This is a genomic window from Paeniclostridium hominis (assembly GCF_014306135.1).
In the GTDB taxonomy this organism is placed as follows: domain Bacteria; phylum Bacillota; class Clostridia; order Peptostreptococcales; family Peptostreptococcaceae; genus Paraclostridium; species Paraclostridium hominis.
This window is the reverse complement of sequence record NZ_JACRWD010000007.1, coordinates 35,614-60,949: the sequence shown is the minus strand read 5'-3', so window position 1 is coordinate 60,949 and position 25,336 is coordinate 35,614. Positions and strand designations below refer to the sequence as shown.

The window sequence follows — 25,336 nt, the reverse complement described above, 5'->3', positions numbered from 1 at the left end:
AAGTGTTAATTCAAAATTTAACATGTTTTTAACAAAAGCTGTCGAATTTTCTGTTAATATGTTATCGTACATAAAAAGTAATAAAAATAACTATAATAAATTTAACTTATTTATGAGGAGGCGACAATTTTGTCTATATTGATAAGTCTTATTGGAGGTCTTGGACTTTTCCTTTACGGAATGAACCTAATGGGTGAAGGTCTTCAAAAGTCAACAGGTCCTAAGCTAGAAAAAGCTATAGAACTTTTAACTAGTAACGTAGTAATGGGGGTTTTAGTAGGAGCTGTTGTTACAGGAATTATACAAAGTAGTGGTGCTACTACAGTAATGGTAGTTGGATTTGTTAACGCAGGAATAATGACATTATTCCAAGCAATTGGTGTTATAATGGGAGCAAACATTGGTACTACAGTAACAGCTCAATTAGTATCATTTGATGCTAGTATATTCTCATCAATAGCACTTGGAATAGGTATCGTTTTATACATGATTGGTTCAAAATCTAAACCAAATCTTAAAAATATCGCAGAAATACTTATAGGTTTTGGTATCTTATTTATAGGTATGGAATTTATGAAAGATGCAGTTGCTCCTTTATCTCAATATGAAGGATTTAGAAACATATTAGCAGGACTTGCAAATCATCCATTATTAGCATTACTTGCTGGTTTTGCAATGACTACTTGTCTTCAAAGTTCAAGTGCATCAATGGGTATATTAATAGCTTTATCATCTCAAGGTTTAATGCCTTTAGCTGGAGCATTACCTATATTATATGGAGATAACATTGGTAGTTGTACTACATCTCTTTTATCAAGTGTAGGTGCTAATAAAAATGCTAAAAGAGCAGCATTAATGCATTTATGCTTTAACGTAATTGGTACTATACTATTTATGTTAATTCTTAATAAGCCAATATCAATGATAGTTACACATTTAGACCCAACAGATACTGCTAGACAAATAGCAAATGCTCATTCATTATTTAATATAACTAATGTTATAATATTATTACCATTCTCTAAATATATAGTTAAATTAGTTATGCTACTTATACCTGATAAGCAAGGTGAAGAAGAGTATGATAGCCGCATAACAAAATATTTAGATGAAAGAATGTTAGAAACTCCATCTATAGCATTTGGAAATACAATAAGAGAAATACTTAGAATGGGTAATAAAGCGAAAAAAAGTTTTACTTGTTCTATGGATGCTTTACTTGAAAAGTCTCAAGAAGAGGCAAACAAAACATTTGAAAAAGAAAAATTATTAAATGAACAGCAGAGAAAAGTATTAGATTATCTAATTAAATTATCTAATAAGACTTTAGATGATAAAATGAGACTCTCTCTAGATTTATTATTCCATACTGTAAATGACATAGAAAGAGTTGGAGACTTATCTGAAAATATAGCAGAATTAGCTGAATCAACTATAGATAAGAAAACTAAAATATCAGAAAGTGCTAAATCTGAAATAATAGATATATATAACAAAGTACTAGATGCATATACATTATCATTAGACGCTATGAAACAAAATAGTGTTAAATTTGCAAATGATGTTTTAAGAATAGAAGACGAAGTAGATGCACTAGATAAATTATATAGAGCTAAACATATGAATAGATTAAATAGTCATTCATGCAGTATAGACTCAGGTATTATGTACTTAGATTTGTTAACTAATTTAGAAAGAATATCTGACCACTCTGCAAGTATAGCTAAGAGAGTTATAAAAATTAATCAAACAGCTTAATATATAAAAAGACTATATATGAATTTGTATTATTAAAATTCATATATAGTCTTTTTTATTTTCTTAATCTTGGATTACTTTTTGGTATAGAATCTATAAGCTTTTTAGTATATTCATTTTTAGGATTTGTATATATACTTTGACTATTTCCTTGTTCTACTATTTTTCCATTGTTCATAACTATTATCTCATCGCAAAAACATCTAACTACATTTAAATTATGTGATATAAACAAATACGTTAAGTTATATTGTTCTTTTAAATCCAACATTAAATTTAGTATTTGAGATTGTATAGAAACATCTAGTGCAGCTGTTGGTTCATCACAAATTATAAATTTAGGTTTTAAAGCTAACACCCTAGCTATTGCTATTCTTTGCCTTTGACCTCCACTAAATTCATTTGGATATCTATTTATATAACTCTTGTCAAGTCCACATGCTTCTAAAGCTTTTTCAGCCATTAAATATGCCTCGGTTGTACCAATATCATTATGCTTTTTTATTCCCTCTACTATTGTTTTTCCAATACTCATTTTTGGATTTAATGATGAATATGGGTCTTGAAATATTATTTGCATATCTTTTCTTAAATTGAGCATATCTTTTTTTGATATACTTATATTATTTTCAATATCATATATCACTTTATCTTTAAATTCTACCCTTCCTCCAGTTGCATCTATAAGATTTAGTATACATTTTGATAAAGTTGATTTTCCACATCCACTTTCACCAACTAATCCCACTATAGACCCTTTTTTTATTTTAAAAGAAACATCATCTACTGATTTTTGATATTTCTTTTCTCTAAATAGAAATTTACTTTTTATAGGGTAATATTTTTTAAGATTTTTTACTTTTAAAATATATTTTTGTTCCATATATATGCCTTTCTATATATTAAAATTTTTAAAGCAACTCACTTTATGGTTATCACCTATTTCTTTTAACTTAGGTTCATTATTTTTACAAATATCCATACAATAGTCGCATCTGTTGTTAAAACTACAACCTTTAGGAATTTTATCAATAGTTGGAACATTACCTTTTATAGAAAAAAATCTATTATTAATTAAATCACTTCCAACTCTAGATAATAATAGACCTTGTGAATATGGATGCTTTGCATTATCAAAAAATTCATATACATTAGCTTCCTCAACAACTTTTCCTAAATACATTACATACACTTTATCAGCAATTTCTGATACCACGTCTAAATCATGTGTTATAAAAATCACTGACATATTATACTCTTTACTTATATCTTTTAATAAATTTAAAATTTCTTTTTGTACTGTTACGTCAAGCGCAGTTGTTGGCTCATCTGCTATCAATAATTTAGGCTTTAATGCTATAGCCATAGCTATCATAACTCTTTGCCTCATACCACCTGAAAGTTCATGTGGATATTTTTTCAAAGTATCTTTAGGATTTGGTATCTTTACTTTTTCTAATAAATCTATTACCATATTTCTAACTTCTTTTTTGCTTAGCTTTTTATGTTCTAATATAACTTCTCCTATTTGTTTTTCTACATTAAACAATGGATTTAAAGCTACCATAGGCTCTTGAAATATGATTGATATATCTTTCCCTCTTATCAAACACATGTCTTTTTCATTTAAGTTTAATAAATTTTTCCCTTTAAAATTTATTTCACCTTCAATTTGAGCACTTTCAGATATCAATCTAATTATAGCTAATGAAGTTAAACTTTTTCCACTTCCACTCTCACCTACTAAGGATACTATTTCACCCTCATTTATATTTAAATTAACACCATTAACCGTATAGTTATCATGTTTATCATCTTTAAACTTTATCTTTAAATCTTTAACATTAAGTAACATATTTTCACCACCTATTACTTCCTTTTAGGATCTAACTTTCTCCTAAGCCCCTCTCCTAAGAAATTTATAGCTAAAACAGATATTATTATCATAAATCCAGGTGGTATCCATAACCACCATTCACTACTTAAAGTTCTCATATTCTGCGCAGCTGTAAGCATATTCCCCCAACTTGGCATAGGAGGTTTTACACCCATTCCTAAAAAACTTAAAGATGCCTCCATAAGTATAGCAGTAGCCATTGATAAAGTTGTTGCAACCAAAATACTAGATAATACATTTGGTATTATATGCTTTAAAATTATATCTAAATTATTAAATCCAATAGCTTTAGATGCCATTATAAAATCTCTTTCTTTTATAGATAAAACTTCTGCTCTTACAATTCTTGCTATATCTGTCCATGATAAAATAGCAATTATTATTATAAGATTTACAACACTAGGCCCAACAATTGCAGCTAGTGCTATAGCAACTATAAAAAACGGAAAGCACATTACTATATCTACAATTCTCATTATTATCGCATCTATAGCTCCCCCAAAATACCCTGCAATCACTCCTAATATTGTTCCTATCATAACCTGTAGAATTGTTGCAAATACACCTACTAGTAAGGATACTCTCCCTCCATATAAAAGTCTTGCTAAAACATCTCTACCTAAATCATCAGTTCCTAAAAGATGTTCTCCACTAGGAGGTGAACTTATATTGTATAAATCAACTGAAGATATATCCTGTTTTATAAATAAAGGACCTATAAAAGATACTATAATTAATGTTATTAAAATGCTAGTTCCTATTAAAATCAATTTATTTTTTTTCATTCTATATATCCTCCTATTTATCATATCTAATTCTTGGATCTATAATTGCATATAATATATCAGCAAGTAAATTAGATAATAAAATTATTATAGAAAGAATCATAAGAATTCCCATTATAAGAGAGTAATCTCTATTTAAAACAGCTTCATAACTAAGTCTTCCTATACCTGGCCATACAAATACAGTTTCTGTTAAAAGTGCTCCTGAGAATAAAAATGGTATTTGAAGACAAAATATAGTAACTATCGGTATAAGTGCATTTTTAAATCCATGTTTAAATATAGCCTTATTTATTGTTAATCCCTTTGATCTTGCTGTCGTTATATATTCCTTATCTAATACATCTATCATTGCAGATCTTGTATACCTTATAAATGCAGTGCTTTGTAAAAAAGCTAATACTATACCTGGCAATATCATATGCTTTAATGTATCAAGTACAGCTTTTATTCCTGTATAATCAGTTCCAAGAGTTTTCATACCTGATACTGGTAATAGTTTCAGATCAAATGAAAATATTTTTATAAGTATAAGCCCAAAGAAAAATGCAGGTATTGATAACCCTATAAAAGAAACTACAGTTACAATATGATCAAATAAGGTATTTTTCTTTATGGCTGATAAAATACCTATTCCTATTCCAAATATTAAGCTTAAAAGTAATGAAAATGATGCTAACAATACTGTATTTGACATTCTTGTACCTATTATGTTTAGTACTGGTTGTCCATAATAAATTGAATATCCTAAATCACCTGTTAAAGCCCTTGAAATCCATTTAAAATACTTTATATATATAGGATCGTAATAACCTATTTTTTGTAACATCTCTTTTACTACTTCTGGTGAAACATTTGGATCTATCATTGTCGAATAAGGATTTCCTGGTTGTAAATGTATAAGTGCAAATATTATTATAGAAATCCCAAATAATACAACTAATGATGTTAATAATCTTTTTAATATATATTTAGCCAAATTTTAAACTCCTTTCTGTACTTATATGGAATAAAAAAGCTATCCTATAAAAGGATAACTTTTTATTATTAAATATTAATCTATATACCAATTTTCTACATTGTTAAAGTCATTAAATATAGATGGTTTATAGTTTTTAAGATGAGGATTATAAGCTTTTCTTATATTTTGAGAATATAAATATGCCCAAGGTACTTCTTCATTTAGAAGTTTTCCAAATTGAGAATACACTTCTTTACGTTCATTTTTATCGAATACGCTTATACCCTTTTCTATTAATTTATCTGCTTCATCATTTTTAAATGATGATATATTCCATGCAGAATTTCCTTTTTCATCTGATGCAGAAGTTGAATGCCAATATGCCTTTGGATCTGGATCTATTGTTAAATTGTTACCCATTAAGTATAAATCAAAATCATGGTTTGCTACTACTTTATCCATAAGAGCAGAGAATTCCATATTTTCAAGTTCTAACTTAACACCTATATCTTTTAAATTAGCTTGAATTATTGGAGCTGTTTGTTCTCTTAATGAATTACCTGTTGGGTAAGCTAATGTAGCTGTTAATTCTTTTCCATTTTTATCTTCAACTATACCATTGTTATCTCTATCTTCATATCCAGCTTCCTTTAAAAGTTCTTTTGCTTTTTCAACATTATGCTTATAGTCATTTAAAGTTGACTTATCTGGATAAGCCCATGAACTAGGTAACATAGGTGTATTTACAACTTGACCATTTCCTTCTAATAATTTATCTACCATTGCATTTCTATCTAATGCATACATAAATGCTTGTCTTACATTTTTATCTTGAAATTTCTTTTCTCTAAGATTGAATCCCATATATTGGATTAAGTTATTATCATAAGATACAACTTTCATACCTTTAGATTCTAACTCTTTAATATCTTTTTTCTTTAAATTTGATGCATCTATAACATCTACTGTACCATTTAAAAGTTCTACTTGGGCTGTATCTTCATTAGCAACTTTTAATATGAACTTTTCAGTTTTTACTTCTCCATTAAAATAATCATTATTCTTTTTAAACTGAACATCTTGACCTTCTGTAAATGATACAACTTCATATGGTCCAGTTCCAACAGGTTTAGTTAATAAGTCTTTTTGATCTTTCCACTGTGCTACCGGCACTTTTTCCCATACGTGTTTTGGAATTATTCCCATTCCACCTAAATTTATAAGACCTGGTGAATATGGCTCTTCAAAAGTGAACTTAATCGTATTGTTGTCTATTACTTGTATACCTTCAATTTTATCAGCTTTTCCTTCATGGTATAATTTAGCTCCTTTTAGCTTTTCAACATCTCCATATTTTGAGCCAGTATAATCTTTATTCGCTAAACTAGTAAATGTAAATGCAACATCATCTGCTGTTAAAGGTTTTCCATCATTCCACTTTATATTATCTTTTAACTTAAATGTTATACTTAAATTATCATCTGATACTTCATAGCTCTTAGCTAATTCTGGTTGTGGATTTAAATTTTCATCAAAACTTAATAAAGAATTGTATGTAAGTGATATAACTGCATCATCATATACTGTATCATTAAGTAGTGGGTTAAATATTCCTGTAGGCGAACTTGTTAATGCATATACTATACTATTTTTTGAATCTGGTTGTACTGCATTGTCATTTTTATTTCCTTTGTTGCTACATCCTGTAAGAATACTTATAGCTAATGTAGCTGTCATTACTAATGAAATTATTTTTTTTCTTTTTAACAATTTACTTTCCTCCCAATATTTTACTATAAATACCCAACTATTCAAATGTTACATTATTTGATATTTTCTGTCAATTTATATAGTTTTTTTCTATAATTAACAATAATTCTATAGTTATATACTATTAATATACAAAATTTAATTTAATATATATAATTTTAAAAATAACATAAAAAAGTAGGCAATTTATAAACTAATAAACTACCTACTTTTTTATTATAGAATTTTATTTATAATTTTTTATATTTCAATATTTTTTATAACTTCTATTCCATTTTGAATCATACTGTTTAAAAATACAGTGTTCATAATCTCAGCATTATGTAGTTTATCAATATTATATGTGTCTACTAATTCAATAGGAACTATAATATTTTTATCAATATTATTTTGATTAAAATATGCTTTTAATGTAACTACAAATTGATATATGCAAATATCTGTACAATCCCCAACAACTATAATATTTTCAATACCATTAAAATCCTTATCTTCTAAGCAGAAAAAGCCATTGGTAGAATTTTTAGGTATTACTTTTATTCCATTTATATTTTTAATTTCATCAACAACATCACTTTCAATATCATCAACTAAACAATGTTTAGGATAACTTCTAAGTTCTATAGAATCATTTGTATGACTATCGGTAAATGCTATTATTTCACAATTTTTATTGGCTAAAACTCTTGCTATGTTAGCTATTGGATTAATTAATGCTTCTACTCTATCAGAATATAATGCTCCTTTTTTAGCAAATCCATTATTCATATCTACTATAAAAAGCATAGTTTTTTCTAGATCTAATTCATTTATATTTTTACTATTTAAATTATTTAAATTATCCTTTAAGTATTTAAAATCTTTTATTAAATTTTCCATATATACCCCCTTTTTTAACTTTCTATTTCATAATATCAAAATATTTTTACAACTTCAATTGAAATAGTTATAGAAAATAAAAATAGTAGTTACAAGATAATTTTATATTCTTATAACTACTATTTTTTAATAATATACTGTACTTTTTATAATTTCTAAATCTTTTTCTAGTTTATTTATTAGCTTAACTTTCTCTTTTGAATTTTTTCTAAATTTTATTATAGCTAAATCTCCTTTTTCCACAGTTAATGATTTTCCTGATTCTAAAATCATATCAAATTCTTCATTTAAACTATAAAAAGATTGAGCTTCATATCTATAATTATTTTCATTTAGCTTTTCTTTAGCTTTTATATCTATATAGGATTTAATCTTAATGTATTCTAACTCTCCTGTACAATCTTGATTGGTCATCAAATTAAAATCAATAGCTTTACCATAGCTTATAGTATCCCAATCACCACTAAAATTATCTACTTCAAATTTATTTAATTTTACTTCACTGTTATTTTTATGCTTTAAAATCAATTCACCATCAATTACCATTAACTTTCTTTGTATATTAGGTAATTTAGTAAATGTGGACTCTTGCATTTCTACCTTAGCTGAACTTACTCTCCATTTAAAATTTTTATTTTCATACGATGAGTTTTCAGGGTATATGTATAACTGAGTTGCTTCTCCTCCAGACCATTTACTAGTTTTTTGACATTGCTTTTTTATAATTTTAACGCTACAAGTCAAAATATCCCCCTCCTAATAATTTCACTAGTTATATAAATATACTAACATACTTAATTATATATATATTCAAAGTTATATATTCCAAATAAAAAGCTGTAGATAAATTTTTAAAATAAAATTTATCTACAGCTAATCAATATATTATTTTTTTATATAAAAAATTAATGTCTAGCTCTTTCTATTCCTCCAAGAGCTATATGAGCAACTCCAGCTCCTAATAAAAGTGCTCCTGCCATATTTTTATAATCATTTTTATTAAATTTATTATTTTTATTTTGTTTCATGTCTAAAGCAATACCTGCTGTTGTAACTGCGGTTCCTAAAACTATTGGTATCATGCCTTTTTTCATATTAATCCTCCTAAGTAAAAGTATTTGATTAAAGTTATTAATTTTAATAACTTTATAATTATATTGCTCTTATTTTTGTTTTAAATACTGAGTAATATTTTCATGTTTTACCTTAAAGTATTTTATTTAAGTTAAATATATTTTTTATATTTTGATATACTTATTAATAAAAAATATTTTTAGGAGGATATTATGAGATATGTAGTAGTATCAGTAACTAAAGGAAAAGCAGGAGATTTTAACAATAAGCTTAGAAAAGAAGTGTATGAAAATTTTTCTGCTAAATCATCAAAGTTGCCAGCTCATTTTACTATAAAATCACCATTTGAAACTGATGATATTTCTAAACTTGATAATATATTAGAAAATTTTTGTAAGAATAATAAAATTACTCCTTATAAAATAAAAGGATATGACCATTTCGATGATAGAGTTATATATATGAAGGTTTTTATGAGTACACAAGGACAAACTGTTCATAATAACTTAATAGATGCAATGTCTAAAATAAATTATATAAATTTTTCTAATCATGATGGAAAAGATAAAATTTTTCATGTAACTATAACTTCTAAAAAAATACAAAAAAACTTTACTGATATATATGAATACGTTAAAAGTATTCCATGTGAGTTTGATTGTTTTTTTGATAATATTTCTGTTTTTAAATGGGAATATAACACTTGGATTTTACATAAAGAGTATTTACTAAAGTAATTGTTTATTTAAGTTATATTTATGTTTTATAAAAAATAGAAATGGAAATATTAAAATTTCCATTTCTACTTTTTATAAGTCTATTATTTTTTTTAATAAATTTAATTAATTTCAAAATAATTTATATGATTATTGCTAAAATTTATTGCTTTACTAGAAACGCTTATATCCTTTAATTTAAAGTTTGCAATAAGTGATTTAAGCAGCTTCTACTGCAGCATTTAAAGCCAAGATATTTGTTTGGAAAGCTATATCATCTTTTTTTTATAATTCTACTAATTTCATTAGATGTAAGTGATATCTCATCCATTACATTAACCATTTGTTTCATTTGATCATTCCCATCTTTAACTTGGCGTCCTGAGCTTAATGTTAAATCATTAGCTTCTTTAGGATTACCTTCAGTGTATTTGATTTTCTTTGATATCTCTACAATATTTTCTGATAACTCTTGAATTGCACTTGCTTGTTCAGTAGCACTTTGTGATAGCATTTGTGACCCACTTGCAACTTGATATGATGCTGCTCCTACTTCTTCTGAAGCTACATTTATTTCTTCCATTGTCTCACTTAAATCATCAGTTATTCTAATCACTGATTTTTCAATATTTTTAAATATTTATATATACTCAACTTAGGGTTCAATGTTGAAATTCACTAATGCAACTTCTCCTAAAACTCGAACTGTATCATTTTACGCATACTATCTGATAAAGATCCTAATTCATCTTTTGATTCATACTCAATATTAATATCATAATCACCAACTGACATTTTATTTGCAGCGATTTCTATTTCTTCAATTGTTTTTTTAAACTCTTTGTAATATATATACATATAAATATTCCTGCTAATATAGAAGCAACAAAAATTATTGTAAAAGTAATCATTGCTGTTGATGTTGTATTTTCTATTTCTTTATCAAATCTAATACCTCTTGACGTTTTATCTTCATAAATAGATTTTGAATTATTTACACTTTCAACATATACTTGATAATACCCACTATCTTCTGTTATTACAAGTTGTTCTGCACTCTTATTCTATCCTCTTATCTATAAATTTATATATTTGGCCATTTTGTTGCTTTAAATTTGCAATAGATTTTTCAATATCATCAATTAACTTTTTATCTCCTATTGAATTTGCACGTAATACTTTAATACTTTTATCAATACTATTAAAATCTTTTTGTACTGAAATTTCATGTTCTTTAGGCTTATTTCCTGCAATTGAATTCATAACATTTTGATTAATAGACACTATGTCTCTTCTAATTGCCATAGATTTATCCGTTACTTTATAAGGACCTTTCAATAATTCATGACTTTGTTTACTTGCTTTTTTTAAATTAAGTAATACATAAAAACTTGAAAATGCTGTAATCATTACAAAATAATAAATGATATTCCTAATTTTTTACCTATTTTTAAATCTTTCATATATACTCCTACCCATAATGATATGTATTTTGTTAACTTTTTCAAATAAAATTTATAACTAATTTAGTTTACAAACAAATTACCATGCATTGTAAAACATTATCATTCATAGTAATAAAATAAGTATATAATTTTTACTTTATGCCCCTAACACCAGAAATTTTTTCCCCATCTTTAAAACTAAAAAACATCTTTAATTATATTTAAAGCATTATTTTAAATTGTAAATCAGAATTTCATATAAAATTTTTTTAATATTGTGGAATATAATTAACAAAATACATTACCTTGTATAAATACGATGGATAAAAATATATACACTTTATATTTCATATTTTCTTAGATTTGAAATTTGATAGATTTAAAAATAAAAAAATAATATAACTGAAAACTTACTTAAAAATAAAAACTCAGTTATATTATTTATTAACTATAAATTTTTTAACCTTAAAACAAACTAGTATTAATCTTCTTCATATTCCATATAATCTTCAACTTCATGTCCACATACAGGACACTTATATATATCTACAAAATATTCATATTCTTCTCTAGTTTCATTTTCTAGACCCTCATTTATTATCTCAATATCAGTTCCTTCTTCATGCTTAACTAAATCCATAACTTCAACTATACATTTAGGACAATACATTGTACTCATTATATTTACCTCCATTTAATATGATATGTATTTTGATATCTTAACTCTATTTTAATATAGCATAAATAAAAATCTACCTCAAAACAATTTAATTTCACACAAAATATACTATAAAATTTAATTTAATTAAATAATTAACATTTATTTAATCAAATATTGTGTCAAAACTTTTGTCATTAAATGCTTTGAAACACATTTGGATTTGTTTTTTATTATTTCTATTTAAAGATAAGTCAGGTAAATTGTATATATCAAAAAATTTACTTTCTTCAGTTTCTATATTTTCTTTAAAAGATCCATCTATTAAATCACATAATAAAAATATTTTATATATCCCATAGGGACTTAATCTTTCATTATTTTTAGATGCATCTTGAATAGCTATTACCCTTTTAGGTATTATATTAACCCCAGCTTCTTCTTTGGCTTCTTTTATTGCATTTTCTTTAAGACTTAAATGTACATCAGCCCATCCCCCCGGTAAAGACCAGCATTTATCTATACTTTCTTTAACTAATAATATTTTATTTTCTTTGAATATAGCACATCTAACATCTACCTTAGGAGTTTGATATCCTTTCTCATTACAAAATAAATCTTTTATTTTAGCAGTATTGACATAAGTATATTCGCTCATAATCTCTGCAGATAAATCCCTTATTTGTTCAAATCTTTCTATATCATACTTATCCTTTGAATAATTAATACCTGATTGAGCTATTGCTTGAAGTTTTTTTGCCCAGATTAGCCATTTATCTTTCATGATATCCCCCTTTAAATTTATTCATTTTATGAAAAATTACCTTGTATAAATTTAATTTTAATATATAGTTCTCACTTGTTCTATTATAATTATTTTTTTATTTTATATTTATAATACTCATTTTTATACAGAATATCTTTATTTAACAAAATAGACTAGGTATTCACCTAGCCTATTTTAAAATTTACTTTTCTAATTCTTTTAAAAATAACTCTTCATTTTCCTTTATAACTAATTCCCCATTTATAAAACCTACTGCTTCTTTTTTAAAAGCACGACATTGTCCTATACAACCAGTTTTAACATTTTCTTCTCCAACTATTTCTTTTACTTTATTAACATTAACATTTGAACAAAATGGACATATTCTTATCATTTGAAAATCCTCCTATAAATCATTTTTGTATTATAAAATATACCCACAACATTTATATATAAACACAATTAAATTTTAAATTTTAAAAATAATTCAATAAATCTATTTTTTCAAATTTATTATAATTTTTTGTATATTTTCAGTTCTAAAATTTATAATTTTTAAATTTTTTGTATACTTATTAAAAAAAAGATGATATTATATATAAGTATTGCGTATTTGCATACAAAATACATTTTTAGAAATTATATAATAATTTATCATTTGTAATTATAGGAGGATTGAAAATGTCAAACGAAACAAAAGTTAAAGTTGTAACTGCTGATCCTTCAGCATTAGGACTTTTCGGATTAGCAATGATAACATTAGTTGCTTCATCTCAAAAACTTGGATTAACTTCAAATGTATCATTAGTTTTACCATGGGCAATATTCTTAGGAGCTACTGCTCAATTATTTGCTTGTATAAATGATTTCAAGCACAATAATGTATTTGGTGCTACTGCATTTGGTGGTTATGCATTTTTCTGGTATGCAATGGGATTATCTTGGTTAATACAAAATGGAGTATTTGGTGAAAAATTAGCTGCTTCAGCTGATCCTAAGCAATTAGGATTTGCATTTTTAGGATACTTAATATTTACATTATTTATGACTGTTGGTGCAATGGAAACTCATAAGGTATTATTTATAATATTTGTACTTATAGATTGTTTATTTATAGGATTAACTCTTTCTACATTTGGAGTAATGGAACATGCTACTCATCAATTTGCAGCATATTCTGAATTAGGAATAGCTATATTCTCATTCTATGGTTCTGCAGCTGCTGTACTAAACGGACATTTTGGAAAAGAATTTTTACCAGTTGGAAAACCATTTGGAATATTCAAAAAGTAATTTATTGTAGGGGGGAACGGTCACAATATTTATGACTTTTCCTAAATATATTTAATATAGATTCATTCAATAGAGTATGTCTTTAGGCATACTCTATTTTTTATTTCCTTTCAATTTTTATTAATCATAAATTTAGAGCTTTTGTAAATACTATTATTGGCTGATTAATTTAGAAAGGGTGTTTTTATGATTCTAACTAAAAACATTAAAAAAAATGTAGAACTTATGAAAGAACATCTCCCTTTAGATAAAAGTTTTGATGTAATACAAAGGGAAGTTATAATAGGTGAAAAAAGCTGTTACTTATTTTTTATAGATGGCTTTATAAAAGATGAAGTAATGGAAAGAATTCTTTCTGGTTTTTTCAAAATAACTAGTGAAGATTTTAAGTCAATTCATGAGTTAAAAGATTTTATCCATAAATATATACCTTATATAGAGGTATCTAAGGAAAATGAACTAAAAAATATTGCTAAAGAAGTATTATCAGGCCCAATGGCTATAATTATAGATGGATTTGATGAAGCAATAATTTTAGATGTTAGAACTTATCCAGTTCGTGGAATAGGAGAACCAGAAAAAGAAAAGTCTCTAAAAGGAGCTAAAGATGGCTTTGTTGAAACTATAGTTTTTAATACTGCATTAGTAAGAAGAAGAGTAAAAGATCCTGATTTAATATTTGAAATGTTTAATGTAGGTAAAAGGTCTAAAACTGATGTCGTTATTGGGTACATAGATGGATTAGTAGATAAAAAAACTCTAAAAAATCTAAAAAAATGTATAGATGAAATAAAAGTTAAATCATTGGTAATGAGTGAGCAAAGTATAGTTGAGGCATTAGTCCAATCTAGATGGTATAATCCTTTTCCAAAAGCTCGATATACAGAAAGACCAGATGTAGCTGCTGCTCACGTTTTAGAAGGTAAAATATTGTTAATTATAGATAATTCACCTAATGCCATTATATTGCCTACTACTATATTTGATTTTTTACAAGATGTAGATGATTTTTATCAACCAGTAATTATAGGTAATTATTTAAGATTAATTAGAAATTTTACATTACTTACTACATTAATGATAACTCCATTATATACTCTAGCAGTTAAATATGCTTCTCACCTTCCGTTATGGCTAGAGTTTATAATCCCAAAAGACCCTTATAATGTACCTATATTTCTACAATTTTTAATTTTAGAATTTTCAGTTGATGCCTTACAATTAGCATCACTTAATACTCCAGGTTCATTAGGAATGTCATTATCTGTTATCGGTGCTTTAATACTAGGAGACTTTGCTGTTCAAACTGGATGGTTTATACCTCATACAATATTGTATATGGCTATAGTAGCTCTTGGAAGTTTTTCACAACCAAGTGTCGACCTTGGATATTCAATAAAACTCATTAGAATTTTATTGTTAATTCTAACAGCTGCATTTAATTTATGGGGATTTATAGCAGGTCTAATAATTTCATTTATACTTGTTGCTACAAATAAAACTATTACTGGCAAAAGTTATTTATACCCGCTTATCCCATTTGAATATAGTGCATTAAAGCGACTGATATTTAGAGTTAAACTTGATACTAAAAATGAAGGTAAATAGTAAATACAAAAATGATACCTATTTTAAGGTATCATTTTTGTATTTACTTAACTTGAATTATATTCCTTACATTATTATATATTTTTTAAATTAATAATATAAATTTTGACATAATAAGATTGAATATATTTAATTCATTTTACAATTTAAAAGTGGTGTGGTATACTTAATAAGTTATTTTAAAAAAAGGAGATTATCGATATGACAACTAAGAATAAAATCGTTAATATTGCCGTTATCGCCCACGTCGATGCTGGTAAATCAACATTAGTTGATGCTTTCTTATCTCAATCTGGAGTTTTCAGAGAGAACGAAGTAGTTAAAGATTGTGTAATGGATAGCAACGACTTAGAAAAAGAAAGAGGTATAACAATATACTCTAAAAACTGTGCTATAAACTATAAAGACTATAAAATAAACATAGTAGATACACCAGGACATAGTGATTTCTCTTCTGAGGTTGAACGTGTTATAAAAACTGTTGATACAGTTATATTATTAGTAGATGCTAGTGAAGGTCCGATGCCTCAAACTAGATTCGTTTTACAAAAATCTTTAGAAGCTGGACTTAGACCAATACTTTTCATAAATAAAATAGACAAGCAAGACCAAAGAGCTGAAGAAGTTGTTGATGAAGTATTTGACTTATTCGTAGACTTAAATGCAACTGATGAACAATGTGAATTCCCAATAATATACGGTATAGCTAAACAAGGTATAGCTAAGCGTGAAATGGATGATGAAAGTACTGATTTATCTCCATTATTCGAAACAATAGTAAATCACGTTGAAGCTTACCCTGACTATGCATCTGAGCCTTTACAACTTCAAGTTTCTGCTCTTGCATATGATGATTATGTAGGTAGACTTGGAATAGGTAGAGTTTACAAAGGAACAGTTAAAAATGGAGCTCAAGTATCTGTATGTAAAGCAGATGGAACTGTAGCTAAAGGAAGAATATCTAAGCTTACAGCTTATGAAGGCCTTCGTCAAGTTGAAAAAGATGAAGCTTATGCTGGTGATATAGTAGTTGTAGCTGGTATGCCTGATATATCTATAGGAGAAACTATATGTGACTTAGATAATCCATTACCAATGGAACTTATACACATAGAAGAACCTACTTTATCTATGAACTTCTTAGTTAATGATTCACCATTTGCTGGTAAGAGTGGTAAATTCGTTACAACTAGACACATAAAAGATAGATTAGACAAAGAACTAGAAGTTAATGTTGGACTTAAAGTTGAGCCAATGGATACTACTGATGGATTTAAAGTATCTGGACGTGGAGAACTTCACTTATCTATACTTCTTGAAAACATGAGACGTGAAGGATACGAAGTTGGAGTTTCTAAACCAGAAGTTTTATTCATAAGAGAAAACGGAAAATTAATGGAACCTATGGAAAGAGTTATAGTTAACTGCCCAGAAACTTACTCAGGAACTGTTATAAATAAATTAAACTTAAGAAAAGCTATGATGGAAGCTATGGAAATAGAAGGAGATTATGTTAAAATAACATTTATAGCTCCTACTAGAGGTTTATTAGGATACAGAAGTGAATTCATAAATGATACTCGTGGAGAAGGATCTTTAGTTAGATCATTTGAAAGATATGAAGAACACAAAGGTGAAATACCATCAAGAACTAATGGAGTTTTAATAGCTCAAGGAGCTGGTACTACAATGGCTTATGCACTTAATGCTTTAAGTGAAAGAGCTCAAATGTTTGTTGATCCAGGTGTTGAAGTTTATGAAGGTATGATAATCGGTATGAACTCAAGAAAAGATGATATGGTAGTTAACCCTTGTAAGAACAAGAAATTAACTAACGTTCGTGCTTCTGGTACTGATGATGCTGTTAAATTACAAGCTGCTAGAACATTTACTTTAGAAGAAGCTTTAGAATTTATAGATGATGATGAGTTGGTTGAAATAACTCCAGATTCTATAAGACTTAGAAAAAAATTCTTAAATGAGCACGATAGATTAAAATATAATAAATCAAGACAAGCTAATAAATAAATTTTTAAAGGAAGTCGATAAATTCGACTTCCTTTATTATTTTTTAATTTATATATTTTTCATCAATTTCATTAGTTATATCAACTATATCAATAACTTTATTTTCATATGTTATCTTCATTTTTATATATTCTAAATTATTTTTATAATCTTTTTTTGGTATATACACTTCATAATTTTCTGATTCCAGTTTCTCTCCATTTTCACTATATACAGCATCCTTATATTTATAATTATATATTTTTTCTTTTCCATTAATTCCAACTATAGCATCTATGCTTTTTATATTAAAACCATTTATAGCATCTTTCTTATTTGTAACATTATGATTATTTTCTTCATTTTCATAGTTATATTCTTCATCTAAATTGACACCTAATATAAGACTTCCACCATACTTTTCATAATCTTCCCCATAAGTAATTGATGGGTGATATGGTATATAATCATACTTGCTTAATTCCTTTATATCACTACTTTCGGATACATTATCTTCTTTAATAACTTTATATTCATAGGGTTTATTTACATCTATTTTTAAATTACATTTATATGATAATCCTCCCATATCTTTAGCTTCTATAGTAGTCCACTCTTTATCATTGATACTTTTATACATAAACTTTACAATTGAATCTTCACTTACCCTACTTAACTCAAATCTAGCATCTACTAAATATTTATTATCTTTAAATTTATCTAAACTAAATTTAATATCTTTAATCAGATGACTTTTAGATAATTCGTCATTTATAGTGTTTATAATATTTGAATTTATATTTGATATATTATCTTGAATATACTTATTATCCATTAAACTAGTTTCTAAATCTTTTTTAATATCTCTTAATTCCTTAAATTGATAAATAAAAATAATAATTACAAATAATCCTAATAAAATTCCCCACTTTTTCATTTTATTTCCCCTTTAATTGTATATTTTATATAATTATAAATACACATATTGATTTATACAATAAATTTAATTTTATTGTTATCAATCTGTAACTTTAAACTTCTACTATTATAGGGAATATACTAGTACCTCTTTTTAATTTATTATATAAATATCTATCCACAGATTTTTTAACCTTAGATTTAATAACACTCCATTCTAATATGTTTCTATTTAAGCAATTTTCTACTTCGTAAGTTACAATATCTTTAACTTCATCTATTAAATCTGTAGCTTCTCTTGCATATATAAATCCTCTAGTTATAATATCTGGTCCTGCAACTATACTAAAACTGATTTTATCAATAGCTATTACTATTGTCATCATTCCATTTTCAGCTAAGTACTTTCTATCTCTTAAGACTATATTTCCTACATCCCCCACACCTATACCATCAACATATACAGTACCTACTCTAACCTTTCCATCTTTCTTAGCTTCTTTTTTAGTTAGTTCTAAAACTTCTCCATTTTCTAAGATAAATACATTTTCTTTATTCATTCCAAGTTTAACTGCAAGATTTTTATGATGCACTAAATGTCTATACTCTCCATGGACAGGCATAAAAAACTTAGGATGAACTAATGTATGTAGTAGTTTTAATTCCTCTTGATATGCATGTCCTGAAACATGTATAGCTTCTAAATCTTTATAAATAACATCTGCACCTTTTTTATATAATTGATTTATAACTCTAGATATAAGCTTATCATTTCCTGGTATTGGAGATGCTGATATTATAAATAAATCATTGTTTTGTATTTTAATTTTTTTATGTGTATCAAAAGCAATTCTAGCAAGTCCAGCCATAGCTTCACCTTGACTACCTGTAGTTATTATAGTTATCTCATCATTATTAAAGTTTTCCATTTCATCTATGCTTATCTTATATCCATCAGGTATATTTAAATATCCAAGTTCTATAGCTACACTAGATACATTCTCCATACTACGACCACTAAATACAACTTTTCTATTATTAGTTACTGAAGCATTAACAATTTGTTGCATCCTATGTATATTAGAAGCAAACGTAGCTACTATAATCCTACCTTTTTGTCCAGTAAAAACTCTATCTAATGTCTCTCCTATTGTTTTTTCAGATAAAGAGTGACCCTTTCTCTCTACATTTGTACTATCTGCTAATAATAACAAAACTCCTTTTTTCCCTAATTTTGATATGGTTTCTAAATCCATTCTTCTTCCATCTATAGGAGTATAATCTACTTTAAAATCTCCTGTATGCAAGATTATCCCCATAGGTGTATATATTGCTAATGCACAAGCATCTGCTATACTATGGGTAACACTTATAAATTCTACTTTTATATTATCTAACTGAACTGCTTGTCTATCCTCTATTGGTTTTAAATTACATATATCTAGTATATTGTGTTCTTTTAACTTATTTTCAATTAAGCCTATAGTAAGTTTAGTTCCATATACAGGTATATTTAATTGCTTTAATATATACGGTATAGCTCCTATATGGTCTTCATGTCCATGAGTAACAAACATACCTTTAACTTTATCCTTATTATCTAATAAATAAGTTATATCTGGAATTAATAAATCTACTCCATACATATCTTCATCTGGAAAAGATAATCCTCCATCTATTACTATTATCTCATCATTATATTCTATTGCTGTTATATTTTTTCCTATTTCTCCTAGCCCTCCTAATGGAATGACTTTTACTTTATTTGTACTTGATTTTTTTGAAGTTTCCACACAATCACTCCTTTTCAAACTATATTATCCCCATTATATTTATTATTAATTTATTTTTGTTATATTAATCTAATCATTTTAATATTATTATGATAGATTTTAATTTTAATCAATTTAATTATTGACATGATAATATTTTTAGTATATTATTAAATTGTAATAATAATAGTAATGATTACTAGTTTTATTTTAGGAGGGTATGAATATGAAAAAGTTTGTTTGTACAGTATGTGGGTATATACACGAAGGAGAAACTGCTCCAGAAATTTGTCCAGTATGTAAAGTTGGGGCTGACAAATTCGATGAGTTAAAAGGTGAAATGGTTTGGGCTGATGAACATAGAATAGGTGTTGCAAAAGGAGTTGATCCTGAAGTTGTTGAAGGATTAAGAGCTAATTTTGTTGGTGAATGTACAGAAGTAGGAATGTACTTAGCTATGAGTCGTCAAGCTGATAGAGAAGGTTATCCAGAAGTAGCTGAAGCTTATAAAAGAATAGCATTTGAAGAAGCTGAGCACGCTGCTAAATTCGCTGAATTATTAGGCGAAGTTGTTGCTGCTGATACTCAAGCTAACTTAAAAGCTAGAGTTGAAGCTGAATATGGGGCAACTGATGGAAAATTAAAATTAGCTAAAAGAGCTAAAGAACTAGGATTAGATGCTATACATGATACAGTTCATGAAATGTGTAAAGATGAAGCTAGACATGGTAAAGCATTCTTAGGATTATTAGAAAGACATTTTACTAAGTAATTTTTAATACTTTTAAAATAAAGAGTAGTCTACTTTTCTAGACTACTCTGTTTTTATATTCATAGCTTTTTAAAATAAAATTTAAAGTTAAATTTGATTTAAACGTATAACTTATAATATAATTTGATTATAGATATGCTGTTTTGGGTATATTTATTATAAAAAAGTTTTAATAGGAGGTGGTATTTTGAAATTTTCAAAACAAAGAGAACTTATATTAAATGCTGTAAAAGATAATACCGTTCATCCTACTGCAGATTTTATATATGAATACTTAAAAAAAGATAATCCTAATTTAAGCTTAGGAACTGTATATAGAAATTTATCTCAACTTGTAAGCCATGGCTATATTAAAAAAGTTAGCATACCTGGATTTCCTGATAGGTTTGATGCTAACATAGTTGAGCACAATCATCTTATTTGTGATGTTTGCGGAAGTATACAAGATGTTCATTCTAATATACTTAAAGATATTCCTTCTACTATTTCAAATGAACTTGATATAAAAATAACATCTTGTAATATTATACTTCATGGAATTTGTAAAAAATGCAAAAGTAATTAAATTAAAAAGGAACTAGCCTCTGTATCGAGATAGTTCCTTTCTTTTTATATCCATATATTATTTTTCATAAATTAAGCTTTCCTCAGTTGAATTTTCAGATATATACGCAGCTACATATAACCCATACATTACAGCTACTAAAGCTGCAGTTATTAAAACTATAGCCATATTTAATCACTTCCTTCTTAACTCTAATTGTAGTTTTTTCATATGAATTTTGTATGACTTTATTGTGATTTTTTATTAATGATTTAACAATCTTAAACTACTTATTTCTTCATTAGATTTGATTCTTAGAAGCATCATTTTATCTACTTTACTATTATATGTTTCATTTTTATAATTATCGTTTTCATTAGCTTCTTGATATGTGATAATTATACCATTGTTTTCTTCTTTTATAGTTACATTATTGTAATATTTCCCATCATGATTTTTAAAAATTACATATGCATACTCATCTTTCATTAATTTATTTTTGTCACTATTGTTATTAATTATACTTACTCCTTCAAAATCTTCACTCATATTTAAATATTTTTTATAAATTGCTTCACTTGAATCTACTTTATTTACATAAAATTTTTCTTTAAAAATACTATTTGGAGTTGTAAATATTAAAAATAATATACATATTAAAGAAATTTTAATCAATGATTTATACTTTGTTTTCATATATAACTCCCCCAATTTAATTATTTGTACTCTTTTAACTTAGATATTAATTCGTCATTTTCTTTGAAAAAATTTATTAAATTGCTAATTTTAACTAGTGTTTCTATACTTATAGTATGCTCTATTTTTTCAGTTTCTTCATGTAAACAATCTTTTACACCTATTAATTCTAAAAATTCTTCCACTACGTTATGCCTATACAATAATCTCTCCCCTATTACTTCTCCTGTTTTATTTAAAGTAATAGAGCCATACTTTTCATGTTTTAATATATTCTTTTGTTGTAATTTTTTTACCATATTACTTACTGATGAAGGCTTTATATTTAATGACTTAGATAAATCGCTAATCTTAACATCTTTTGTATCGCTGTGTAGTCTATAAATCATCTCTATATAATCTTCTTCATTGGGGCTTAAATTATTACTTTTCATATATTCATTAAATGTATAAAACTGATTAAGGTTTTTCAATAAATCGCCTCCCCCTAATAACCTCTTATATTTAATATATTTTATTTTTATCTCATATATTCTGATTTTATGTAACAAATATATGATTTTTTTCATAATATCTATTGTAAGAAATTTAGCTTAAGCTAAAACTTACCTTGTAATATAAAAAATTGGAGGTATTTTTCATGGTTAAACTTGCTGATGTAGATATATGTAGCACCGTAAAGGTAGAAGGACTTTTATCAGATGGTTATCTAAGAGAAAGAATGTTAGCCTTAGGTTTAACTAATGGTGCTTTAATAGATGTTTTACGCCGTGGACCTAAAGATAATCTTACGGTTTATAACATAAGAGGTGCCATGATAGCACTTAGAAAAGAAGAAGGCGAAAAAATAATAGTTTCATATCTATAGCATTAAATGGGGGGACATTTATGGGGTTAACTTATGATTCTACTAAAATTAAATCATTAAAAGATATGTTTAATATCGATAAAAAAGACGATCAATTTGTTATAGCTCTTGCAGGAAATCCAAATACCGGTAAAAGTACTGTATTTAATTATCTGACAGGACTTAGACAACATACTGGAAACTGGCCTGGTAAAACGGTTTGTACAGCTAGAGGAGATTTTAAACATAATAATAAAGATTTTGCTCTTATAGATTTACCTGGAACTTATTCTTTATTTGCAGCTTCTCAAGAAGAATTGGTGGCTCGTGATTTTGCTTGCTTCGGTAGACCTGATGCAGTTATAGTAGTTGCTGATGCTACATCGTTAGAAAGAAACTTAAATTTAGTATTTCAAATTATGGAACTTACAGATAATGTTATACTTTGTATAAATTTAATTGACGAAGCCAGAAAAAAATGTATATCTATAGATAAAAACTTAATAGAAAAAGAATTAGGAATACCAGTAGTGTTAACAGCAGCTAGAAATGGTGAAGGTATGAATGAATTACTTGATACATTAGATTTAGTTGTATCTAAATCATATAATTACAAAAATAAAATTATAAAATATGAGAATAGTATAGAACAACTACTTAATACAATTGAGCCAGATTTATCTAAAAACATACCTTATATAAAATCTAGATGGTTAGGTCTTAGACTTATAGATGGTGATGAAAGTATATATGATTCTATGAGTAAGTATATAGGTAGTGATTATAAAAAAACTGTAGATGAAATTAAATTAAAATTACCTTTAGATATAGATAAAACTAATATTAGAGATAGTATGAATATGTCAATATATTCATATGCAAAAGAATTATATGATAAAAGTGTTACAATTCAAAATAAAAATAAATTCAATAGAGATGAAAAAATAGATAAAGTATTAACTTCTAAAAAGTTTGGTTTACCATTAATGTTATTAATGTTATGCATGATACTTTGGATTACTATAGAAGGTGCTAATGTTCCATCTGGAATGTTATCTGATTTTTTATTTAAATTTGAACCTATTTTATATGACTTTTTATCGAATTTAAATTGTCCTTTATGGTTAAATGAAATGATTAGTTACGGAATGTATAGAACACTTGCATGGGTTGTATCTGTTATGCTTCCTCCTATGGCAATATTTTTCCCTTTATTTACTCTTCTTGAAGATTTAGGGTATCTTCCTAGAGTAGCTTTTAATTTAGATCATATGTTTAAAAAAGCTTGTTGTCATGGTAAACAATGTTTAACTATGTGCATGGGATTTGGTTGTAACGCAGCTGGTGTTATAGGTTGTAGAATAATAGATTCACCAAGGGAAAGATTAATAGCTATTCTTACTAATAACTTCGTTCCTTGTAATGGTCGTTTTCCAACACTAATAGCTATAGCTACAATCTTTTTCACATATTTTATACAAAATTCCTTTGCTAGTAGTGTTATAGTTGCTCTTTGTATAGCTTTAACTATAGTGTTTGGTATTTTAACTACGCTAGCAGTATCTTATATACTATCTAAAACTTTTCTAAAAGGAGTTCCTTCAACTTTCACACTAGAACTGCCACCATATAGAACCCCTAAAATAGGTAGAGTTATATATACTTCTATAATTGATAGAACTATATTTGTTTTATCTCGTGCAATTGTTGTTGCAATTCCAGCAGGTATCATAACATGGATATTTGCAAATATATACGTTGGGGATACTAGTATATTATCACACGTTGCAGGATTTTTAGATCCAATAGCAAAAGTTATAGGACTTGATGGCTTTATATTACTTGCATTTATACTAGGATTCCCTGCAAATGAAATAGTAATACCAATACTTTTAATGTCTTATCTAGCGACTGGTTCTATGATTGAATTTGATAGTTTATCTGCTCTAGGTGAAGTTTTAAAAGATAATGGATGGACTTATTTAACTGCTATAAATACCATGTTATTTAGTTTACTTCATTGGCCTTGTGCTACAACTTTACTAACTATAAAAAAAGAAACTGGTAGTAATAAATGGACTGCTGTTGGATTTTTAATGCCTACAGCTATAGCATTTATAGTATGCTTTGGAACTACTTGTATATTTAAACTATTTGGTATAGCTTAATA

26 protein-coding genes and 1 pseudogene are annotated in these 25,336 nt (G+C 26.5%); 9 read left to right on the top strand and 18 right to left on the bottom strand.

From position 1 onward, the window contains the following. Nucleotides 1–129: 129 nt before the first annotated feature. On the top strand, nucleotides 130–1,758 hold the full coding sequence (locus H8891_RS12905) for a Na/Pi cotransporter family protein (protein ID WP_187006738.1): 1,629 nt from the start codon (nucleotides 130–132) through the stop codon (nucleotides 1,756–1,758). Nucleotides 1,759–1,813: 55 nt separating this feature from the next. On the opposite strand, the gene H8891_RS12900 is transcribed toward H8891_RS12905, so the two are convergent. From H8891_RS12900 to H8891_RS12865, 8 genes are all read right to left on the bottom strand, one after another. Next, nucleotides 1,814–2,641: an ATP-binding cassette domain-containing protein gene (locus H8891_RS12900; protein ID WP_187006737.1), complete on the bottom strand. Its 828-nt coding sequence runs from the start codon at nucleotides 2,639–2,641 to the stop codon at nucleotides 1,814–1,816. A gap of 12 nt (nucleotides 2,642–2,653) precedes the next feature. Continuing rightward, nucleotides 2,654–3,613 carry an ABC transporter ATP-binding protein gene (locus tag H8891_RS12895; RefSeq protein WP_187006736.1) on the bottom strand — a complete coding sequence of 320 codons (960 nt, stop codon included), beginning with the start codon at nucleotides 3,611–3,613 and terminating at the stop codon, nucleotides 2,654–2,656. 14 nt (nucleotides 3,614–3,627) lie between these two features. Then, complete coding sequence (gene opp4C / locus H8891_RS12890; protein ID WP_243207850.1) at nucleotides 3,628–4,440, bottom strand: oligopeptide ABC transporter permease; 813 nt, start codon at nucleotides 4,438–4,440, stop codon at nucleotides 3,628–3,630. 13 nt (nucleotides 4,441–4,453) lie between these two features. Then, nucleotides 4,454–5,419, bottom strand: coding sequence for an ABC transporter permease (locus tag H8891_RS12885; protein WP_147543469.1), 966 nt, complete (start codon nucleotides 5,417–5,419; stop codon nucleotides 4,454–4,456). 75 nt (nucleotides 5,420–5,494) lie between these two features. Continuing rightward, nucleotides 5,495–7,171 carry a peptide-binding protein gene (locus tag H8891_RS12880; protein ID WP_187006734.1) on the bottom strand — a complete coding sequence of 559 codons (1,677 nt, stop codon included), beginning with the start codon at nucleotides 7,169–7,171 and terminating at the stop codon, nucleotides 5,495–5,497. 240 nt (nucleotides 7,172–7,411) lie between these two features. Further along, nucleotides 7,412–8,050, bottom strand: coding sequence for an isochorismatase family cysteine hydrolase (locus H8891_RS12875; RefSeq protein WP_187006733.1), 639 nt, complete (start codon nucleotides 8,048–8,050; stop codon nucleotides 7,412–7,414). A gap of 126 nt (nucleotides 8,051–8,176) precedes the next feature. Further along, on the bottom strand, nucleotides 8,177–8,794 hold the full coding sequence (locus H8891_RS12870) for a HutD family protein (protein WP_187006732.1): 618 nt from the start codon (nucleotides 8,792–8,794) through the stop codon (nucleotides 8,177–8,179). 161 nt (nucleotides 8,795–8,955) lie between these two features. Continuing rightward, nucleotides 8,956–9,144, bottom strand: a complete 189-nt coding sequence (locus tag H8891_RS12865; RefSeq protein ID WP_187006731.1) for an asparagine synthase — start codon at nucleotides 9,142–9,144, stop codon at nucleotides 8,956–8,958. 192 nt (nucleotides 9,145–9,336) lie between these two features. Here H8891_RS12865 and H8891_RS12860 point away from each other — a divergent pair, with 192 nt between their 5' ends. Beyond that, nucleotides 9,337–9,861, top strand: a complete 525-nt coding sequence (locus H8891_RS12860; RefSeq protein WP_187006730.1) for a 2'-5' RNA ligase family protein — start codon at nucleotides 9,337–9,339, stop codon at nucleotides 9,859–9,861. Between the two features lie 201 nt (nucleotides 9,862–10,062). On the opposite strand, the pseudogene H8891_RS15730 reads toward H8891_RS12860, so the two are convergent. The 6 genes and pseudogenes from H8891_RS15730 to H8891_RS12830 form a co-directional block, all read right to left on the bottom strand. Continuing rightward, a pseudogene (locus H8891_RS15730) lies at nucleotides 10,063–10,153 on the bottom strand (methyl-accepting chemotaxis protein); the annotation flags it as partial. A 380-nt stretch (nucleotides 10,154–10,533) separates the two neighbouring features. Then, nucleotides 10,534–10,698 (bottom strand): HAMP domain-containing protein, encoded by a 165-nt coding sequence (locus H8891_RS12850; RefSeq protein WP_187006728.1) that lies wholly within the window; start codon nucleotides 10,696–10,698, stop codon nucleotides 10,534–10,536. 201 nt (nucleotides 10,699–10,899) lie between these two features. Next, nucleotides 10,900–11,250, bottom strand: a complete 351-nt coding sequence (locus H8891_RS12845; RefSeq protein WP_187006727.1) for a hypothetical protein — start codon at nucleotides 11,248–11,250, stop codon at nucleotides 10,900–10,902. A 516-nt stretch (nucleotides 11,251–11,766) separates the two neighbouring features. Next, nucleotides 11,767–11,964, bottom strand: coding sequence for a hypothetical protein (locus tag H8891_RS12840; RefSeq protein ID WP_187006726.1), 198 nt, complete (start codon nucleotides 11,962–11,964; stop codon nucleotides 11,767–11,769). A 145-nt stretch (nucleotides 11,965–12,109) separates the two neighbouring features. Further along, on the bottom strand, nucleotides 12,110–12,727 hold the full coding sequence (locus H8891_RS12835) for an NUDIX hydrolase N-terminal domain-containing protein (protein WP_187006725.1): 618 nt from the start codon (nucleotides 12,725–12,727) through the stop codon (nucleotides 12,110–12,112). Nucleotides 12,728–12,911: 184 nt separating this feature from the next. Next, nucleotides 12,912–13,103, bottom strand: a complete 192-nt coding sequence (locus H8891_RS12830; RefSeq protein ID WP_147543452.1) for a DUF1450 domain-containing protein — start codon at nucleotides 13,101–13,103, stop codon at nucleotides 12,912–12,914. Nucleotides 13,104–13,390: 287 nt separating this feature from the next. On the opposite strand from H8891_RS12830, the gene H8891_RS12825 reads away from it, so the two are divergent. The 3 genes from H8891_RS12825 to typA all read left to right on the top strand — a co-directional run bounded on the left by H8891_RS12825 (nucleotide 13,391) and on the right by typA (nucleotide 17,638). Continuing rightward, the gene (locus H8891_RS12825) at nucleotides 13,391–14,002 is read left to right on the top strand and encodes an acetate uptake transporter (protein ID WP_187006724.1); all 612 of its coding nucleotides are present in this window, start codon (nucleotides 13,391–13,393) and stop codon (nucleotides 14,000–14,002) included. 186 nt (nucleotides 14,003–14,188) lie between these two features. Further along, entirely contained in the window at nucleotides 14,189–15,610 is a 1,422-nt protein-coding gene (locus H8891_RS12820; protein ID WP_187006723.1) for a spore germination protein, read from the top strand. A gap of 201 nt (nucleotides 15,611–15,811) precedes the next feature. Next, on the top strand, nucleotides 15,812–17,638 hold the full coding sequence (gene typA / locus H8891_RS12815; RefSeq protein ID WP_147543442.1) for a translational GTPase TypA: 1,827 nt from the start codon (nucleotides 15,812–15,814) through the stop codon (nucleotides 17,636–17,638). 43 nt (nucleotides 17,639–17,681) lie between these two features. Here typA and H8891_RS12810 read toward each other — a convergent pair whose 3' ends face one another. Together H8891_RS12810 and H8891_RS12805 are read right to left on the bottom strand one after the other, a co-directional pair. Then, entirely contained in the window at nucleotides 17,682–18,554 is an 873-nt protein-coding gene (locus tag H8891_RS12810) for a hypothetical protein (protein WP_187006722.1), read from the bottom strand. A 94-nt stretch (nucleotides 18,555–18,648) separates the two neighbouring features. After that, a complete protein-coding gene (locus H8891_RS12805; RefSeq protein WP_187006721.1) occupies nucleotides 18,649–20,328 on the bottom strand; it encodes an RNase J family beta-CASP ribonuclease in 1,680 nt (559 codons plus the stop codon). Nucleotides 20,329–20,533: 205 nt separating this feature from the next. On the opposite strand from H8891_RS12805, the gene H8891_RS12800 reads away from it, so the two are divergent. Next, nucleotides 20,534–21,079, top strand: a complete 546-nt coding sequence (locus H8891_RS12800) for an NADH peroxidase (protein WP_147543439.1) — start codon at nucleotides 20,534–20,536, stop codon at nucleotides 21,077–21,079. Nucleotides 21,080–21,266: 187 nt separating this feature from the next. Continuing rightward, complete coding sequence (locus H8891_RS12795; RefSeq protein ID WP_187006720.1) at nucleotides 21,267–21,644, top strand: Fur family transcriptional regulator; 378 nt, start codon at nucleotides 21,267–21,269, stop codon at nucleotides 21,642–21,644. A 243-nt stretch (nucleotides 21,645–21,887) separates the two neighbouring features. On the opposite strand, the gene H8891_RS12790 is transcribed toward H8891_RS12795, so the two are convergent. Next, nucleotides 21,888–22,319: a hypothetical protein gene (locus tag H8891_RS12790; protein WP_187006719.1), complete on the bottom strand. Its 432-nt coding sequence runs from the start codon at nucleotides 22,317–22,319 to the stop codon at nucleotides 21,888–21,890. A gap of 20 nt (nucleotides 22,320–22,339) precedes the next feature. After that, entirely contained in the window at nucleotides 22,340–22,792 is a 453-nt protein-coding gene (locus H8891_RS12785) for a metal-dependent transcriptional regulator (RefSeq protein ID WP_243196550.1), read from the bottom strand. A 167-nt stretch (nucleotides 22,793–22,959) separates the two neighbouring features. Between H8891_RS12785 and H8891_RS12780 the strand changes: the two genes are divergently transcribed. Next, nucleotides 22,960–23,187 (top strand): FeoA family protein, encoded by a 228-nt coding sequence (locus H8891_RS12780; RefSeq protein WP_147543436.1) that lies wholly within the window; start codon nucleotides 22,960–22,962, stop codon nucleotides 23,185–23,187. A 20-nt stretch (nucleotides 23,188–23,207) separates the two neighbouring features. Further along, nucleotides 23,208–25,334, top strand: coding sequence for a ferrous iron transport protein B (feoB, locus tag H8891_RS12775; RefSeq protein ID WP_187006718.1), 2,127 nt, complete (start codon nucleotides 23,208–23,210; stop codon nucleotides 25,332–25,334). Nucleotides 25,335–25,336 lie beyond the last annotated feature (2 nt).